The 17,408-nt window shown below is 76.1% G+C and carries 16 protein-coding genes; 5 read left to right on the top strand and 11 right to left on the bottom strand.

Annotated features, from left to right (window positions below; translation table 11 throughout):
• The 3 genes from ACI790_RS17020 to ACI790_RS17010 form a co-directional block, all read right to left on the bottom strand.
• Positions 1–319 (bottom strand): GntT/GntP/DsdX family permease (locus ACI790_RS17020; RefSeq protein ID WP_456570974.1); only part of this gene is annotated, 319 nt, incomplete at its 3' end.
• Positions 320–333: 14 nt separating this feature from the next.
• The gene (locus ACI790_RS17015; protein ID WP_456570973.1) at positions 334–1,887 is read right to left on the bottom strand and encodes a gluconokinase; all 1,554 of its coding nucleotides are present in this window, start codon (positions 1,885–1,887) and stop codon (positions 334–336) included.
• A gap of 413 nt (positions 1,888–2,300) precedes the next feature.
• Positions 2,301–3,665 carry an MFS transporter gene (locus tag ACI790_RS17010; protein WP_456570972.1) on the bottom strand — a complete coding sequence of 455 codons (1,365 nt, stop codon included), beginning with the start codon at positions 3,663–3,665 and terminating at the stop codon, positions 2,301–2,303.
• A gap of 106 nt (positions 3,666–3,771) precedes the next feature.
• Here ACI790_RS17010 and ACI790_RS17005 point away from each other — a divergent pair, with 106 nt between their 5' ends.
• The 5 genes from ACI790_RS17005 (at position 3,772) to ACI790_RS16985 (ending at position 10,075) form a co-directional block, all read left to right on the top strand.
• A complete protein-coding gene (locus ACI790_RS17005) occupies positions 3,772–4,404 on the top strand; it encodes a TetR/AcrR family transcriptional regulator (RefSeq protein WP_456570971.1) in 633 nt (210 codons plus the stop codon).
• Between the two features lie 619 nt (positions 4,405–5,023).
• Positions 5,024–5,425, top strand: coding sequence for a cupin domain-containing protein (locus ACI790_RS17000; RefSeq protein ID WP_456570970.1), 402 nt, complete (start codon positions 5,024–5,026; stop codon positions 5,423–5,425).
• A gap of 112 nt (positions 5,426–5,537) precedes the next feature.
• Entirely contained in the window at positions 5,538–8,390 is a 2,853-nt protein-coding gene (locus ACI790_RS16995; RefSeq protein WP_456570969.1) for an FAD-binding and (Fe-S)-binding domain-containing protein, read from the top strand.
• 25 nt (positions 8,391–8,415) lie between these two features.
• Complete coding sequence (locus ACI790_RS16990) at positions 8,416–8,901, top strand: cation:proton antiporter regulatory subunit (protein ID WP_456570968.1); 486 nt, start codon at positions 8,416–8,418, stop codon at positions 8,899–8,901.
• Positions 8,902–8,908: 7 nt separating this feature from the next.
• On the top strand, positions 8,909–10,075 hold the full coding sequence (locus ACI790_RS16985; protein ID WP_456570967.1) for a cation:proton antiporter: 1,167 nt from the start codon (positions 8,909–8,911) through the stop codon (positions 10,073–10,075).
• A 2-nt stretch (positions 10,076–10,077) separates the two neighbouring features.
• On the opposite strand, the gene ACI790_RS16980 is transcribed toward ACI790_RS16985, so the two are convergent.
• The 8 genes from ACI790_RS16980 to ACI790_RS16945 form a co-directional block, all read right to left on the bottom strand.
• Positions 10,078–10,701, bottom strand: a complete 624-nt coding sequence (locus ACI790_RS16980) for an SGNH/GDSL hydrolase family protein (protein WP_456570966.1) — start codon at positions 10,699–10,701, stop codon at positions 10,078–10,080.
• A gap of 178 nt (positions 10,702–10,879) precedes the next feature.
• Positions 10,880–12,466 carry an MDR family MFS transporter gene (locus ACI790_RS16975; protein ID WP_456570965.1) on the bottom strand — a complete coding sequence of 529 codons (1,587 nt, stop codon included), beginning with the start codon at positions 12,464–12,466 and terminating at the stop codon, positions 10,880–10,882.
• 61 nt (positions 12,467–12,527) lie between these two features.
• Positions 12,528–13,136, bottom strand: a complete 609-nt coding sequence (locus ACI790_RS16970) for a TetR/AcrR family transcriptional regulator (RefSeq protein WP_456570964.1) — start codon at positions 13,134–13,136, stop codon at positions 12,528–12,530.
• Between the two features lie 179 nt (positions 13,137–13,315).
• Entirely contained in the window at positions 13,316–14,089 is a 774-nt protein-coding gene (fabG, locus tag ACI790_RS16965; protein WP_456570963.1) for a 3-oxoacyl-ACP reductase FabG, read from the bottom strand.
• Between the two features lie 135 nt (positions 14,090–14,224).
• Positions 14,225–14,635 carry an AAA family ATPase gene (locus ACI790_RS16960; RefSeq protein WP_456570962.1) on the bottom strand — a complete coding sequence of 137 codons (411 nt, stop codon included), beginning with the start codon at positions 14,633–14,635 and terminating at the stop codon, positions 14,225–14,227.
• 17 nt (positions 14,636–14,652) lie between these two features.
• Positions 14,653–16,089 carry an AI-2E family transporter gene (locus ACI790_RS16955; protein ID WP_456570961.1) on the bottom strand — a complete coding sequence of 479 codons (1,437 nt, stop codon included), beginning with the start codon at positions 16,087–16,089 and terminating at the stop codon, positions 14,653–14,655.
• Between the two features lie 54 nt (positions 16,090–16,143).
• Complete coding sequence (locus ACI790_RS16950; protein ID WP_456570960.1) at positions 16,144–16,542, bottom strand: ankyrin repeat domain-containing protein; 399 nt, start codon at positions 16,540–16,542, stop codon at positions 16,144–16,146.
• A gap of 107 nt (positions 16,543–16,649) precedes the next feature.
• Complete coding sequence (locus tag ACI790_RS16945; protein WP_456570959.1) at positions 16,650–17,360, bottom strand: dienelactone hydrolase family protein; 711 nt, start codon at positions 17,358–17,360, stop codon at positions 16,650–16,652.
• Positions 17,361–17,408: the final 48 nt, after the last annotated feature.

Genomic DNA, 17,408 nt, shown 5'->3' with positions numbered 1-17,408 from the left:
GTTGGCCGCCAAAAGTCTTTAGCGGGAGGGCGCCCCCCCCGGCCCCCCCCCCCCCCCCCCCCCCCCCCCCCCCCCCCCCCCCCCCCCCCCCCCCCCCCCCCCCCCCCCCCCCCCCCCCCCCCCCGAAGCCGGTGGTCATCGTGGTGACCACGTCCTCCAGCGGCACCCGAGCCGCCAGCGCCACCCCCAGGCTGACCAGGACCAGCGCCAGGAAGGCGTGCAGCTTGACCTTCATGATGAGGAACAGCAGGATGCCGACCGCGGCCGCGGCGATCAGCAGCAGCGGTCCGGCACCCAACGCCGGTTCGACGTCTGGCATGGCTCCTCCAGGGATCAGGTCGGTCGGTTCGAGGCGTCACCCAGGGCATCGAGGGTGGTGAGGACGTCGACCAGGGCCTCCGTGGACCGGTCGACGAGCGGACGCAGCCCCCGGTAGACGGCGACGGCGTCCGGATCGGGCAGCACGGGGTCGTGGACGGCGACCAGTGAGGTGGCCGCGTCCAGGTCGGGCAGCTCGCCGAGGGCGTGCCAGCCGAGCAGGCACGCGCCCAGCCCGGTGCCCTCGGGTGAGTCGGCGACGCGCACCGGCAGGTCCAGGGCCGCCGCCAGCGTCCGGATCCACAGCGGGGAGGCGACCGCGCCGCCGGTCGCCCGCACCTCCCGCACCGGCACGTCGGTGGCGGCGAACGCGTCGCGCACCAGCGCCAGCTGCTGGCACACGCCCTCCACCGCGGCGCGCACGAGGTGCGGCCGGCGGTGCTCGCGGCGCAGCCCGAGGTAGGCCCCGCGCATCCCCGACCGCCACCACGGCGCCCGCTCGCCGAGCAGGTAGGGCAGGCAGATCAGCCCGGCGCTGCCCACCGGCACGGACCCGGCCTCGGCCAGCAGCCGGGCATCGAGCTCGTCGGCCGCCTCCCCCTCCGGATCGGGCCCGCCCTCCAGACCGGCGGCCAGGGCCTGCGCGGCCCACCGCACGACCGATCCGCCGTTGTTGATGGCGCCGCCCACCACCCAGGCGTCGTCGGTCAGCGCGTAGCAGAACAGCCGCCGGCCGGGGTCGACCGTCGGGGCGGGGACGACGACCCGCATCGCCCCGCTCGTCCCGAGCGACACCGCGGCGACGTCGGGGCGCACCGCACCCACGCCGAGGTTGGCCAGCACCCCGTCGGAGGCGCCGATCACCACCGGCAGCCCGGCCGGCAGGCCGGTCGCCGTCGCCACCTCCGGCCGCAGCCCGGGCAGCACCGCCGTCGTGGGCAGCACCTCCCCCAGCTGGCCGGTGCGCACCCCGGCGATCTGCATCGCCTCCTCGTCCCAGCGCCCGGCGCGGATGTCGTACAGCCCGGTCGCCGACGCGCAGGAGCGGTCCACCACGTGCGGCCCGCCGCACAGGGCGGCCACCACGAGCTCCTTGACCCCGCCCCACCGCGGCACCCCGGCCAGCCGGTCGGCGTCCTGCGCCCGTTCCCACGACAGCTTCACCAGGGGGGACATCGCGTGCACCGGGGTGCCGGTCCGGGCGTGCAGGTCCGGCGCCCGGCCGTCGGCGACCAGTGCCTGCGCCCACTGCGCGGCGCGGTCGTCGGCCCAGGTCACCACGGGCCCCAGCGGCCGCCCGTCCCGGTCGAGGGGCACCAGGCCGTGCATCGCGGCGCTCAGGGTGACGGCGACGACGCTGTCACCGCGCTCCCGGGCGCGGGCGGCGACCTCGCCGAGCGCCTCCACCGCTGCGGCGGCCAGGGTCCCCGCGTCCAGCTCCGCCCGGCCCGGCGCCGGCACCAGCAGCGGATAGGCCACGCTGACGACGTCCCGGACCCGCCCGTCGGAACCGGCCGTCACCGCCTTCGTCGCCGTCGTCCCCGAGTCGAGACCGACCACGACGTCCACGGCACCCCCCTCGACCGGCTCGTTCGCTGGCCGCATCGTGCCCGGACCCGGTGCAGGCGGCAACCGCCGGACGCGCGGAGGACACCCGGCCACGAGGCGGCCGGCCCCTCATCAGGCGGCGGGCGGGCGCCGGATGACGTAGCGCCGCGCCTGCCAGTGCGTCTCCGGCGCGTCGACGGCGGCGGCGTCGACGGCCTCCGCCCCGTGCACCGCCGCTCCGCGAGGGCCTGGCTCAGCCGGCCGGCGCCGCACCCGAAGTCCGGGACGCGGTCCCACGTGGTCGGCAGGCGGAGCCGGGCCAGCCGTGCACGGTTCAGAGGGGGTCCCCCGCACCCAGGGTCGTCCAGTCCCTGCGCGCCTGGTCGAAACTGGTCGCACCCACCGAAGTCGGAACCCCTCGCGGACGGCGGACGCTACCGGCTCCGGGACCGGCGGTTCCGGTCGCGCCCCGGGCGCGACCGCTCGGCGGCTCCCCCGGCCCCGCGCAGCCGTACCCGGACGGCGGCGTGCAGCGGCACCAGGACGACGCCGTCCCGGGCCAGCCGCGAGCGCAGCTCCCGGCGGTGCCGGACGACGCCGGCCAGGCCGATCGCCCAGAACAGGTACTGCACCGCGAACGCCGCCCGGAACGCGTCCAGGTCGTAGTCGGTGGAGGCGCCGGGGGTCAGCAGGTCCAGGACCGCCCCCACGGCCAGGATCGTCAGGAGGGAGGCGACGAACCCGCCGACGTTGACCACGCCGCTGGCGCTGCCCTGCCGCTCCACCGGGTTCTCCGTGCGGGCGTAGTCGAAGCCGATCATCGAGCCGGGACCGTTGGTGCCGAGCACCACCACGAGCAGGACCAGCAGCCACAGCGGGGCGCGACCCGGCCACAGCAGGACGACGGTCCAGACGGTGGCCGTGGCGGTCAGGATGCCGAAGACGAGCACCGACCGGCGCAGCGGCCAGCGCGCGCACAGCTTGCCCAGCACCGGCCCGACACCCATGCCGACCAGCACCAGGAGGGTGAGCAACCCGGCCGCCGTCCCGGGCGCGCGGTCCTGGCCGACGACCAGGAACGGATAGCCCCACAGCAGGGCGAACACCGTGCCGGAGAACTGGGTGACCAGGTGCGTGTAGAGGCCGATCCGCGTGCCGGGCTCCCGCCAGGTGTCGACCAGGCCGCGGCGCAGCTCGGCCACCGGCGGCGGGACCGGCCGCGGGGTGCCGGGCGGGGCGTCGCGCAGCGCCGTCAGCACGAGGACGGCGACCAGCACGCCGGTCGCGGCGGCCCCGAGGAAGGTCGCCGTCCACGAGGTCACGTGCAGCAGGGCGACCAGCGGGTAGGCCGCGGCGATCGAACCGATCTGGCCGAGGATGCCGGTCAGCTGGGTGATCAGCGGCGCCGACGTCCCGGGGAACCAGAACGCGACGATGCGCAGCACGCTGATGAAGGTCATCGCGTCGCCCGCGCCCACCAGGACCCGGGCGGCGACGGCCGTGGGCACGTCACCGGCGAGCGCGAGGACGAGCTGCCCCGCCGCCATCGTCACCGCACCGGCGAGGATCATCCGGCGGGACCCGAACCGGTCCAGCGCCACCCCCACCGGGACCTGCAGCGCCGCGTAGACGGCCAGCTGCAGCACGAGGAACAGGGAGACGGCCGACGCCCCGGCCGAGAACCGCTCCTGCGCCTCCACCGCGGCCACCCCGAGCGAGGACCGGTGGAAGACCGCGACCGCGTACGCCAGCAGCCCGACCAACCACATCGCGTAGGCGCGGGCCGGCGGTCGGGTCACGGGCACGGAGGTCACCGAGGAACGACGTCCGCCGCCCCCCGACGCTTCCGCCATGGCCGATGAGTTGCGTCACAGCCGGGCCCGGCCCGCCTAGGATCGGCGGTCGATGCACACGCTGCTCGACCCCAGCGACGACCCGACCGTGGACGACGGACACCGCCGCGGCCGGATCCTGTGGGCGCTCGCCACCTGCATGGCGGAGAAGGGCTACCGGGCCACCACGATCTCCGACATCGCACGCGAGGGCCGGGTGTCGAAGACGATCGTGTACGCCCACTTCCGCGACAAGGAGGACTGCCTCCTCGAGCTCTACACCCGGGCGAACGAAAAGGTGCTCGGGACCGTGCGCCGGGCGCAGGAGGAGGCGCACGCCGCCGGGCTGCCCTGGCGCGCCCGGCTGCACGCGGGCATCGGCGCCTACCTGGAGACGCTCGCCACGGGGCCCGCGGTCGCCTGGGCGGCGCTGGTGGAGGTGCAGGCGGCCGGCCCCCGGGCCCGGGCGCTGCGCCGGCAGGTGGTCGACCGGTACGTCGACCTCCTCTGCGAGGTGGCCGGCGGGCTCGCGCAGCAGCTCCCCGGCGAGGTGCGCCCGGTCGACCGGGCGCTGGTGCTCGCCGCGGTGGGCGGCATCAACGAGCTGATGCTCGCGCGGGTGGAGCGCGGCGAGACCGTCCGGCTGCCCGAGGACGTCGACGTCGCCACGGCGACGGTGGTGGGACTGCTGGAGCGCCGCTCCTAGTTCCGGAGCGCCGTCCCTGGTTCGCCAGGTGCGGTACCGCAGGGTGCCGTGGCCCGGGTCGTCGCGGCCGTCGCGCCCCTCTCCTGGACGGCGCTGGTGGGCCTCGGGCTCCTCGGGCAGCTGCTCGTCGACAGCCTGCGGAACCGCCTGCAGGTGCTCGCCCGACGGCGGACCGCCTGGCTGGCCCATGCCCTCGCCGTGGCCGTGGCCATCGGGGCCCGCCTGCTCTTCGCCGACGGCCCGCTGGTCGACGGCGCAGCCCTGGCCGAGGGCTCCGGCGCGCTGCCCGGCGTCCTCTGCGGGACGGTGCTCCCGGGCCCGGTCGGTGGGCCTGGCTGGTCGCCGCGGAGGCCGCCGTCGTCGAGGCCCTGGCGGGCACGGCGATGCTCGTCGCGGGAGCCCTCGTCGTCACCGGGCGGGTCCGGCTGCGCCACGGCCGGCCGGTCCCGGTCGGCGCCGGCGAGGGTGCGGTCGCCACCCCGGGAGCGTGATCCACCCCGCCGGGCGGGCACGACTACTCCCGGGGCGAACAGGGCAGGAGCACCGGCGTCGCCGGTCCGGCCGCTCCCACGGCGGGCGCGACCGCACCCCCTGCCCCGAGACGAGAGGAGCGCCGTCCATGGCGTCCGTCATCCACTACACGATCGCCACCGAGGCCGAGAAGAGCCCCGATTTCCGCCGGGTGCTCTGGACCGGCAAGAACACCCAGCTGGTGATCATGACCATCCCGCCGGGTGGGGAGATCGGCGAGGAGACGCACGAGGACATCGACCAGATCCTCACCTTCGTCAGCGGCATCGGTAAGGCCGTCATCTCCGGCAGCGAGAAGAACGTCGCGCAGGGCGACCTGGTCGTGGTCCCGGCCGGCACGAAGCACAACTTCCTCAACACCGGCGAGAACCCGCTGGTGCTCTACACGGTCTACGGCCCGCCCGAGCACGCCGACGGCGCGGTGCACAAGACCAAGGAGGAGGCCGACGAGGCCGAGGAGTCGGGCGAGGACGAGCCGCCGACCTCCTGACCTCCCGCAACGTCCGCCGGCCGTGGCCGGGCACGGGGGTGCCCGGCCACGGCCGTTCCCCGTCCCGGACCCGGGCGCGCCCGCGTCAGCGTCGGGTACCAGACTCGGCGGCATGAGCGCACCGGCCGCGAACCCGACGACGCGCACCGACGACGGCCGGGCGGTCGCCGCGGAGCTGCGCCGGGCGGGCATCGGCGACGTCGACGACTCCGGGCTCGCCCGGGCCCTCTACTCCTCCGACGCGTCCCTGTACCGGGTCCTGCCCCGCGCGGTGGTCCGACCGCGCGACCCCGACGAGATCGTGGCCGCCCTGGAGGTCTGCCGGTCCCTCGGGGTGCCGCTGACCCCGCGCGGCGCCGGCACCTCGATCGCCGGCAACGCGGTGGGCGCCGGCGTCGTCCTGGACACCAGCAGGTACCTCTCCCGGGTGCGCGCCGTCGACCCCGGGGCCGGGACCGCCACGGTGGACCCCGGCGTGGTCCAGGCCGCGCTGCAGACGGCCGTCCGCCCGCACGGCCTGCGCTTCGGCCCCGACCCCAGCACCCACAACCGCTGCACGGTCGGCGGGATGATCGGCAACAACGCGTGCGGATCCCGGGCGCTCGGCTACGGCCGCACGTCGGACAACGTCGTGGCCCTCGACGTGGTCACCGGCACCGGGCAGCGCCTGACGGTCGGCCCGGGCACCACGCCCCGCACCGGCGTCCTGGCCGACCTGCACCGCCTGGTCGGCGCGGAGCTCGCGACGATCCGCACCGAGTTCGGCCGGTTCGGCCGGCAGGTGTCGGGCTACTCGCTGGAGCACCTGCTGCCCGAGCGCGGCTTCGACGTCGCCCGGGCGCTCGTCGGCAGCGAGGGCACCCTGGCCGTGGTCCTGGGCGCGACGGTGCGGCTGGTCACCGACGCGCCGGTCCGCGGGCTGGTGGTGCTCGGTTACCCCACGATGGCCGACGCCGCCGACGCCACCCCCGGGCTGCTCCCCCACGAGCCGACCGCGGTCGAGGGGCTCGACCAGCGGATCGTGCAGCGGCTGCGGGACGTGCCGGCCGCGGTCGTGCCGGACCTGCCGCGCGGCGACGGCTGGCTGATCGTGGAGCTGACCGGCGACACGGTGGCCGAGGTGCAGGACAAGGCCCGCGGCGTGCTGGCCGACGCCGGCGCCCTGGACTCGCTCGTCGTCACCGACCCGGCGGAGGCCGCGGCGATCTGGCGGATCCGCGAGGACGGCGCCGGACTGGCCGCGCGCACCTCCGACGGCCGCCCGGCGCACGCCGGCTGGGAGGACGCCGCCGTCCCGGTGGAGCGGCTCGGCGACTATCTGCGCGGGTTCGAGGCGCTGCTCGACGGCCACGGGCTGCAGGGCGTGCCCTACGGGCACTTCGGCGACGGCTGCGTGCACGTGCGCATCGACTTCCCCTTCGGGACCGGTGACGACGGCGGGCGCGGCGCCTACCGGGCGTTCGTCGAGGACGCCGCCCGGCTGGTCGCCGGCTACGGCGGGTCGCTCTCCGGCGAGCACGGGGACGGCCGGGCGCGCAGCGCGCTGCTGCCGCACATGTACTCCCCCGCCGCGCTGTCGCTCTTCGAGCGGGTGAAGGCGGTCTTCGACCCGGACGACGTGCTCAACCCCGGGGTGCTCGTGCGGCCGGTGCCCGTCGAGGACGACGTGCGGGTGGCGGCCGCCCCGCGCCTGCGGGAGGGCCTCGCGCTGGCCTACCGGCACGACGGAGGGGACTTCTCCGCGGCGGTGCACCGCTGCACCGGCGTCGGCAAGTGCCGGGCCGACCTGCAGTCCTCCGGCGGCGTCATGTGCCCGTCCTGGCCGGCGACGCGGGACGAGAAGGACACCACCCGCGGCCGGGCCCGCGTGCTGCAGGAGATGCTCGCGCCCGGCGGCCCGGTGAAGGACTGGCGGGCAGCGGAGGTGCACGAGGCGCTGGACCTGTGCCTGTCCTGCAAGGGCTGCTCGTCCGACTGCCCGACCGGCGTCGACATGGCGTCCTACAAGGCCGAGGTGCTGCACCAGTCCTACCGGCGCCGGCTGCGGCCCCGTCCCCACTACACGCTCGGCTGGCTGCCGCGCTGGGCCGACCTCGCCGCCCGCGCGCCGCGGCTGGTGAACGGCGTCCTCGGCTCGAAGCTGGGCGGGCGGCTGGCGAAGTGGGGCGCGGGGATGGACCAGCGGCGCGAGGTGCCGGCCTTCGCGCCGCGCACCTTCCGCCAGCAGTGGGCCGCCACCGGGCAGTCCGGCGCGGACGGCGGCCCGCGGGTGGCGCTGTGGGTGGACTCGTTCACCGACCACTTCGCCCCCGAGGTCGCCGTCGCCACGGCCCGCGTGCTGGCGGCCGCCGGCTACCGCGTCGAGGTGCCCGGCGCCGACACCTGCTGCGGGCTGACCTGGATCACCACCGGGCAGCTCGACGCCGCCAAGCGCATCCTCGGGGACACCGTGCGCGCCCTGGCCCCGCTGGCCGCCGCGGGGGTGCCCGTCGTCGGCATCGAGCCCTCGTGCACGGCCGTGCTCCGCAGCGAGGCGCTGGAGCTGGTCGGCGGGGCGGAGGCGGAGCAGGTGGCCGCCGCGACCCGCACGCTGGCCGAGCTGCTCCGCGACACCCCGGGCTGGGCCCCGCCGTCGCTGGCCGGGGTCGAGATCGTCGCGCAGCCGCACTGCCACCACACGTCGGTGCTGGGCTGGGCGGCCGACGCCCGCCTCCTGCAGCGGGCCGGCGCCACGGTGACCCGGCTGGGGGGCTGCTGCGGCCTGGCCGGCAACTGGGGGGTCGAGCGCGGGCACCACGACGTGTCGGTGGCGGTCGCCGAGCAGCAGCTGCTGCCCGCCGTCCGGGACCTGTCCGACGACGCCGTCGTGCTGGCCGACGGGTTCTCCTGCCGGACCCAGCTCGACCAGCTGGCCGGGCGGCGCGGCCGGCACCTCGCCGAGCTGCTGGCGGAGCGGCTGGACTGACGGCGGGTCTGCGACGATGCCGGACGTGGAGCTCGAGGAGACCCTGCTGCCCGGTGTCGGCGTCCGGTACCAGCTGCGGACCCGGTCGGGTCAGCTGCTCGGCATCGTCGTCCAGCGCGAGGGCGGCGCCGAGATCGCCGTGTTCGACCGGCGCGACCCCGACCAGGCGCGGGAGACGTTCCGCCTCGACCCCGAGGAGGTCGACGCCGTCGCCGAGGTGCTGGGCGCCCCCCGGCTGACCCAGCGGTTCGCCGACCTCTCCCGCGAGGTGCCGGGGTTGGAGTCGGCCCGGATCACCGTCCGGGACGGCTCCCCCTTCGCCGGCCGGACCCTGGGCGACACCCGCGCCCGCACGCTGACCGGCTGCTCGGTGGTCGCCATCGTCCGCGGCGCCGACGTCGTCCCGTCCCCGGCCCCCGGCGACCCGCTGTTCGCCGGCGACGTGCTCGTCGCGATCGGGTCGGCGGCTGGGCTGGAGCAGCTGGAACGACGGCTCTCCGGCCAGGCCTAGGCCCGCGGTGGACCACGTCGCCGCCCTGCTGGTCGAGCTGGGGCTGCTCTTCCTCGGCCTCTCCGCGCTCGGGCTGCTGGCCCGGCGCCTGGGCCTCTCCCCCATCCCGTTCATCCTGCTGGCCGCGCTGGCGCTGGGCGAGGGCGGGCTGGTCCCGGTGGAGAACGCCGCGCCGTTCCTGGCGGCGGCCGCGGAGATCGGCGTCGTCCTCCTGCTGCTGACCCTCGGGCTGGAGTTCTCCGCCACCGAGCTGTTCGCGTCGTTCCGCCGGCACGCGCCGTCGGGGCTGGTGGACCTGGTGCTCAACGGCCCGCCCGGCTTCGTCGCCGGGCTGCTCCTGGGGCTGCCCTGGCAGGGGGCGCTCGCGCTCGGCGGGGTCACCTACATCTCGTCGTCGGGCATCATCGCGCGGCTGCTCGGCGACCTGGGGCGGCTGGCCAACCGGGAGACCCCGGCGGTGCTCTCGGTGCTGGTGCTCGAGGACCTGGCGATGGCCCTCTTCCTGCCGCTGCTCGTGGTCGCCCTGGCCGGCGAGGGGCCGGCGCAGGCGGCCGGCGGCATCGCGCTGGCCGTGGGGGCGGTGCTGCTGGTGCTCCTGGCCGCGCAGCGGCACGGGCACCGGCTGGGCCGGCTGCTCACCCACGACGACGACGAGCAGGTGATGCTCCGGCTGATCGGGCTGACCCTGCTGGTGGCTGGCCTGGCGCAGGCCATGGGTGCTTCGGCCGCGGTCGGCGCGTTCCTGGTCGGGCTGGCGCTGCCGGCATCCTTCGCCGAGCGCGCCCGGGCGATCCTGGGCCCGCTGCGCGACCTGTTCGCCGCCACGTTCTTCGTGGCCTTCGGCCTGGCCACCGACCCGGGGGCCATCCTGCCGGTGCTGCCCGCCGCGCTGGCGCTGGCCGCGGTCACCACGGTCACGAAGATCGGCACCGGCTGGTTCGCCGCGAAGCGGGACGGGGTCGCCGTGCCGGGCCGGCTGCGCGCCGGCACCGCGCTGGTGGCCCGCGGGGAGTTCTCCATCGTGATCGCCGGGCTGGCGGTCTCCGCCGGGCTCTCCGCCGTGGGCCCGGTGGCCACGGGGTACGTGCTCGTGCTCGCGGTGACCGGGCCGGTGCTCACCCGATTCGTGGAGCCGCTGTCGGCCCGGCTGGTGCGCGCCCCGGCGCCGGCCTGACGTCAGGCCGCGGCGTCGTCCCGCCGGGCGCGGGCCGCGGCCAGCACGTAGGGCAGGAGCACCTCGGCGATGCGCGCGTAGCCGGCCGAGGACGGGTGGAACCGGTCGGCGGAGAACAGCGCCGGGTCGGCCGAAAAGGCGGTCGCCACCTCGGCCGCGACCGGCGCCACCGTGGCGCCGCCGGTGGTGGCCACCTGCGACTGCCGCTGCTGGAGCAGCGCGCAGGCGCCGCGGACCAGCGCGCGCAGCGCGGGCGGCACGAACGGCACCATCGACATGTCCGGCGCCGGGACGACCACGACGTCGGTACCGGCGGCCCGCAGCGCGGTCACCGCGGCCGAGAGCGCGGCCGCGGCCTGCTCCGGCGGCACGAAGCGGGCGAGGTCGTTGGCGCCGATGACGACGACGGCGAGGTCGGCCGCCAGCGGCAGGGCGCGGCGCACCTGGTCGGCCAACCCGGCCGAGACGGCACCCGGGACGGCGAGGACGTGCAGGTCGACGTCGAACCCGTCGTCGGCCAGCGCGCGGGTCAGCCGCGGTCCGAGGGCGTCGGCGGGGCGTGCGGCCCCGGTGCCGAAGGCGAGGGAGTCGCCGAGGACGGCGAAGCGGAGAGACGTGCGAGTCACGCCCCGTGCAACGGTCCGCGCCGCTCCGCTATGCCTGGCCCGGTGGTCCGGAGCCGCACCGTGACGCGTGCCCTCGCACCGCGGCGCGTCCACCCCCACCGCCGCGCGTCCTCCCGCGCGGTGGACGGTGCGGGAGGACGCGCGTCGATCAGGTCAGCTGATCGTCGCCGGCCAGGGGTCAGTGCGGGGTGGGGGAGGTCTGCTGCTCCTCGGCCAGGCGCTGGCTGCCCGACGTCGTCTTGAGCGCCCGCTCCTTGATGAACAGCACGGTGACCAGCGCGAGCGCCGCGAGCGGCGTGGCCATGAGGAACAGCTCGGCGGTCGCGTCGCCGTAGGCGTTCTCCACCAGCGCGCGCACCGGCTCGGGCAGCACCGAGACGTCGGGGACCGCCCCCGCCTCGGATCCGCCCGCGGTGCCGAGGACGCTGAGGTCCTCGGTCACCCGCCCGGCCAGCAGGGCGCCGAGCGCGCTGACGCCGATGGTCCCGCCGAGGCTGCGGAAGAAGGAGACCACCGAGGTGGCCGCTCCGAGCTCCTGCGCCGGGACGTCGTTCTGTGCGGCCAGCACCAGGTTCTGCATCAGCGCGCCGACGCCGGCGCCCAGGACCACCATGAAGACGCCGAGCAGCCACGGCGAGGTGCCGGCGTCGATGGTCGAGAACAGCGCGAAGCCGATCGTCATGAGGACCGCGCCGCCGACCAGCCAGCCCTTCCAGCGGCCGGTCTTGGTGATCAGCGCGCCGGCGACCGTCGAGGACACCAGCAGGCCACCGACCAGCGGCAGGGTCAGCATGCCGGCCTCGGTCGGCGAGTAGCCCTGCGAGATCTGCAGGTACTGCGCCAGGAACACCGTGCCGCCGAACATCGCGACGCCGACCAGGGCGCTGGCGACGACGGACAAGGTCACCGTCCGGCTGCGGAAGATGCCCAGCGGGATGATCGGCTCGGCCACCCGCGACTCGACCAGCACGGCGAGGCCGAGCAGCACCACCGTGCCACCGACCATCAGCGCGGTCTCGGTGGAGACCCAGTCGAACCGGTTGCCGGCGAAGGTGACCCAGACCAGCAGCAGGCTCACGCCGCTGGTGAGCAGCAGGGCGCCGAGCCAGTCGATCGAGGCCTCGCGGCGCGCGACCACGGGCAGCTTGAGCGTCCGCTGGACCAGCACCATCGCCAGCAGCGTGAACGGCACGCCGAGCAGGAAGCACCAGCGCCAGCCCAGCCACGAGGTGTCCACGATGACGCCGCCGATGAGCGGCCCACCGACGGTCGCGACCGCGAAGATGGCCCCGAAGACGCCGGCGTACCGGCCGAGCTCGCGCGGCGGGATCATCGCCGCCATCACGATCTGCACCAGCGCGGTGAGGCCACCGGCGCCCATGCCCTGCAGCGCCCGGGCGACGATCAGCATCGTGGTGTCCTGCGAGAACCCAGCCAGCAGCGAGCCCACCACGAACAGGGTGAAGGACAGCTGCAGCAGCAGCTTCTGGCTGAAGAGGTCGGCCAGCTTCCCCCAGAGCGGCACGGTGGCCGTCATCGCGAGCAGCTCGGCGGTGACCACCCAGGTGTAGACCGACTGGCTGCCACCGATCTCGGGGATGATGACCGGCAGGGCGTTGGACACGATCGTCGCGGCCAGGATGGCCACGAACATGCCCATGAACAGGCCGGACAGCGCCTGCAGGACTTCGCGCTGGGACATCGGCGCGAGCGCCGTCCCACCCGGTTCGGCCGCGGTCGCGGCGGGCTCGGCAGTGGTGGACACGGTTCTCCTCGGGGAAAAGGTCGATCGACGGGGGCGGGCACGGCGGCACCGTGCCCGCGGCTCAGCTCGGGGAGTGCGGGTCGGGCAGCCCGGCCGCGAGGGCGTCGAGGGCGTCGTCGAGCAGCCGCAGGAGCGGTGCCCGCCCCTCCAGGCGGTGCCAGCGCGCCAGCGTGACGCGGACGGCGCAGCCGAGGACGGCGCCGAGCAGTGCCGGGTACAGGTCCCGCTCGGGGTCCTGCCCGGTGCGGGTGGCGATGGCGGCGGCCATCTCCCGCTCGTTCGTAGCGCCCAGCTCCACCAGCCGCGGGAGGAGCGTCTCGTCCCGGGCGATCACGGTGAGCCGGAGGTGCCAGGCGGCGCGGTCGTCCTCGAGCGCGGCCAGCTCCTGGTGCAGGGCGGCCCGCGCGGCGGCGAGCGGCGCCAGCGACGGGTCCTGGGCCAGCAGGTGGGCGGCGAACGTGCTGCCCCCGCTGCCGGTGGGCCGCAGCAGCGCCTCCTCCTTGGCGGAGAAGTAGTTGAAGAACGTCCGGTAGGAGACACCGGCCCGCGCGGCGATCTGCTCGACGGTGACCGCGGCCAGGCCGTGCTCGACCGCCAGCTCCAGGGTCGCCGCGGCGAGCGCGGCGCGGGTGTCCTGCTTCTTGCGCTCGCGCAGGCCCGGCTCGGTCACGGACCTACTCCAGCACCGTTGTGCACACTGTGCAATCTTGCTCGGTGTGCAACCAGTCACCCGGCGGCGCTCGCGCCGCGCGCCCCAAGTGTCCGGGGAGACGGCGCGGGGCCGGGCAGCCGCTGTGGCTGCCCGGCCCCGCGGGGCGGTTCCGTCCCGGCGGGGACGGTTCCGGTTGCTCAGGCCTTCGGGCCGCCGGCGGCGTAGACCACCTGGCCGGACACGAACCCGGCCCCCTCGCTGACGAAGAAGGACACCAGGTGGGCGATGTCCTCCGGCTTGCCCGTGCGGGCCACCGGGATCTGCGAGGCCGCGCCCTTGATGAAGTCGTCGAACGGGATGCCCATGCGGTCGGCGGTCGCCTTGGTCATCTCGGTCTCGATGAAGCCCGGGGCGATGGCGTTGGCGGTGACGCCGAACTTGCCCAGCTCGATGGCGAGGGTCTTGGTGAAGCCCTGCAGGCCCGCCTTCGCCGTCGAGTAGTTGGCCTGGCCGCGGTTGCCCAGCGCCGAGGTGCTGGACAGGTTGACGATCCGGCCCCACTTCTGGTCGATCATGTGCTTCTGCGCGGCACGGGTCATCAGGAACGCGCCCTTGAGGTGCACGTTCATCACGATGTCCCAGTCGGAGTCCGACATCTTGAACAGCATGTTGTCCCGGAGCACACCGGCGTTGTTGACCAGTACGGTCGGCGCGCCGAGCTCGGTGGCGATCCGCTCGACGGCGGCCTCCACCTGGGCGGAGTCGCTGACGTCGGCGCCGACGGCCAGCGCCCGGCCGCCGGCGGCCTCGATCGCCTCGACGGTGCCCTTGGCCTGGCCCTCGTCCAGGTCCAGGACGGCGACGGCGAAGCCGTCCTGCGCCAGCCGCTGGGCGGTCGCCGCGCCGATGCCGCGGGCCGCGCCGGTCACGATGGCTACGCGGGACGCGCCCGTGGTGCCTGCCTCGCTCATGAGAGTTCCCTTCGTCTCGGATGCCTGCGGTCACCGGGGCGGAGGCCCCGGCGCGCGGCGAGCTGCGCCCGACACGTTACGGCCGCCGGTCGAGGCGCCCGTCACAAGGTCCGGCGGGCGTCGTGCCCGCGCCGGTCAGGGGCCGCCCGGGACGACGTCGACCCGGTCGAACCCCTCCTCGGTGGACGGCGGCACGAACCGCGCGCGGGTGCCGAGCAGACCGGGCAGCGGGACCCGCGCGCGACCCTCGCGCGCGGCGTTGCGGGCCAGGCAGACCTCCAGCGGGGTGTCCAGCCACACCGCCCGCACCGGCACCCCGGCCGCCCGGGCGAGCGCGACGAGCGGAGCGCGCTCCGCCGGCGAGGGATGGGTGTTGTCGACGACGACGCTGCGCCCCTCGGCCAGCAGCTCGGCGACGACCCGCTGCTGGCGCGCCTCGCGCCGCCGGGCGTTGGGCCAGTGGTCCTTGCTGACCACGGCGTGGGTCCCGGCCAGGGTGCGCGCGGTCCAGGTGGTCTTCCCGCTGCCCTGCAGACCGGCCAGCACGACCAGCTCCTGCCCGCTCAGGCCAGCCCCGCCGGGCTGCTCGTGGTCTCCTCCGCCGCCGGATCCCGGCCCGCCCCCTCCCCGGCCGACCCGGACCGGCGGTGCGGGTGGTGGTGCAGCCGCCGCATCGACGCTAGCGTGGCGCGGCGGGCGTCCATCCGCCGGCGCGCCCGCATGGTGCGGGGCGCCCGGGGTTCCTCGCGCAGCAGCGCGTCGAGCCAGTGGCCGCGCGGGTCGACGTCGACGAGCAGGGCCTTGACGAGCAACGTGAGCGGGATGGCGAGCAGGGCGCCGAGGGCGCCGAGCACCCAGCCCCAGAACAGCAGCGCCAGGAAGGTGACGGTCATGGACAGGCCCACCGAGTCGCCGACGAAGCGGGGCTGGATGAGCGTCTGCACGACGAAGTTCAGCAGCGAGTAGACGACGATGATCGCGATCAGCTCGCCCCACCCGCCGGCGAGCAGGCCCAGCACCGCCGGGGGCGCCACGCCCAGCAGGAAGCCGATGTTGGGCACGTAGTTGGTGATGAAGGCCAGCAGCCCCCACAGCGGGGCGGCCGGGACCTCGAGCCACGCCAGGGCGATGGTGTCGCCGATCGCGACGATCGCGCCGAACACCGTGCTGACCAGCAGGTAGCTCCGGGTGCCGCGGGTGAAGAGGGTCATCGCCACGGGCAGGTGCGGGCGCTCGGCGCCGATCAGCGCCATCCGCCGGCTGAAGCCGCTGCTCTCGATCGCCATGAAGACCAGCGCCGACAGCAGGAGCAGCAGCGTGGTGGCCGCGTCGGTGAGCCGGCTGAGCAGGTCGGTGGCGAGGCCCACCAGCGAGCCGTAGTCGATCTGCTCGACGAGGTCGGAGAGCTGGCCGGAGACGATGCCCCGGCTGTTCAGGTCGGCGACGACGTCGTTGATCAGGAGCTCGGCGCGCCCGGCGTAGTCGGGCAGCAGCGCGGCGAACTGGGCGACCGAGGCGACCAGCAGCGCGACGAAGGCGAGCAGCACCGCCCACACGAGCAGCAGCAGCACCGTGGCGGCCAGCCATCCCGGCGCGCCGATCCGGCGCAGCCAGCTCTGCACGGGAGCCAGCGCGATCACGACGACCAGGGCCAGGAACACCGGCGCCACCAGCCAGGCGATGGCCTGCAGCCCGGCGATGGCGATCGTGGCGGCGGCCGCCCCGCCGAGGAGCAGCAGCCAGCGCGGCAGCCCGGAGGACGGCGCCAGCACCGCCGGCTCGCCGCCGTCGGCCGCGGCAGGCGGGTCGGCCCGGGCGGGCGGGTCGGGAGCGCGGTCGGCACCGGCGGGCAGGTCGGGAGCGCGGTCGGCACCGGCGGGCAGGTCGGGAGCGCGGTCGGCACCGGCGGGCGGGTCGGGGGCGCGGTCGGCACCGGCCGGCTGCTCCGCCCCGGGCAGCGGCAGCGGGCCGGACGTCGGCAGGTCCTGTCGTGCCGCCATGCCCTCCCCCTCGGTCGCGCCTGGTTCCCGCCGCGCCACCGCGCGGCGCGTTGGTCAGCCGCGGGCGTCCAGCATCGCGGTCATGGCCGGCAGGTCGAAGAACGCCGCGGTCGCCCGGGCGCTCGGGCCGCCGCCGTCGGGGTCGGCACCGGCGTCCAGCAGCCGCCGCACCGTCTCCTCGGACTGCTTGAAGACCGCGGCGGCGAGCGCGGTCTGGCCGCGGTCGTTCGCGCGGGCGTGGTCCGCACCGCGGTCCAGCAGCGCGCCCACCGTGCCGGCGTGCCCGTGGTAGGCGGCGAGGATGAGCAGGGTGTCGCCCTTGTCGTTGGTCAGGTTCACCGGGACGCCGGCGTCGACGTAGGCCGCCAGCTCGTCGGTGTGCCCGCCGCGGGCCAGGTCGAAGACCCGCCCGGCGAGTTCGATGACTCCGGGATCGATCGGCTGGCCGCTCACGGCAACAGCGTAGGAGACCGCCGCCAGCCGGGCCGGGAACGGCGGCACCGGCTGGCCGCGCGCGGACGGCCGCTCACGGCTCCTGCTCCCGCCCGGCGACGGGCGGCTCACCCGGGTCGCTGCTCGCCGACGCGGTCGGTGAGGGCAAGCACGTGCTCCCAGGCGTCGCGGCAGGCGTCGGCCCAGTCCGCGGAGGCCCGGTCGAAGAAGGAGTGCGGCGCCCCGTCGTAGACGACGGCGTCCACCTCGCCCCCGGCCGCGCGCATCCGCTCGGCCAGGGCCAACTGCTCCGCCACCGGCGTCGCCGTGTCGGCCCCGGCGATCACCATGACCGTGGGCCGGGCGGCCCGGTCGGCGGCGTCGCCCACCAGTTCCGGCCGGCCGTAGAAGCCGACGCAGCCGGCGAGGTCGGGACCGCCGCCGGCCAGCCGCCACGCGTGGCTGCCGCCGAAGCAGAAGCCGACCGCGACCACCGGCAGTCCGGCGCCGGCCCGCTCCCGGAGGTGCGCGACCGCGGCGGTGACGTCGGCGTCGACCCCCTCCGGCGTGGTGCGCGGGATGTGCGACTGCCAGTCGAAGTCCTCGGGCCGGACACCGTCCGCGCACACCCCGGCGGTGCGCCCGAACCAGTCGAGCGCGACCGCGGCCACGCCGGCCTCGGCGAACCGCTCGGCCAGCGCGACGTAGTAGGGGTGCAGCCCACGGATGTCGGGGAGGATCACCACGCCCGTGCGCGCGGCGCCCTCGGGCAGCGCGGTGGCGGCCGAGAAGGCGGTGCCGTCGGCCGCGGTGAGCGTGGTGGTGGCGCGTTCCCCCACCGGCCCGCTGCGCGGTGGGGCGGGTGGACGGCTGTCGTGGTCGTGGCA

The sequence above is a fragment of the Blastococcus sp. SYSU DS0539 genome (genome assembly GCF_054050855.1).
Note: the sequence above shows the minus strand (reverse complement) of the source record. Positions and strands in the feature narration are given on the sequence as shown.

What these genes read in the sequence shown, in the direction of transcription:
- fabG (WP_456570963.1), bottom strand. Translation starts at nt 14,089, where the DNA reads ATGAGCGAGGCAGGCACCACGGGCGCGTCCCGCGTAGCCATCGTGACC.
- ACI790_RS17005 (WP_456570971.1), top strand. Translation starts at nt 3,772, where the DNA reads ATGCACACGCTGCTCGACCCCAGCGACGACCCGACCGTGGACGACGGA.
- ACI790_RS16955 (WP_456570961.1), bottom strand. Translation starts at nt 16,089, where the DNA reads ATGGCGGCACGACAGGACCTGCCGACGTCCGGCCCGCTGCCGCTGCCC.
- ACI790_RS17000 (WP_456570970.1), top strand. Translation starts at nt 5,024, where the DNA reads ATGGCGTCCGTCATCCACTACACGATCGCCACCGAGGCCGAGAAGAGC.
- ACI790_RS16995 (WP_456570969.1), top strand. Translation starts at nt 5,538, where the DNA reads ATGAGCGCACCGGCCGCGAACCCGACGACGCGCACCGACGACGGCCGG.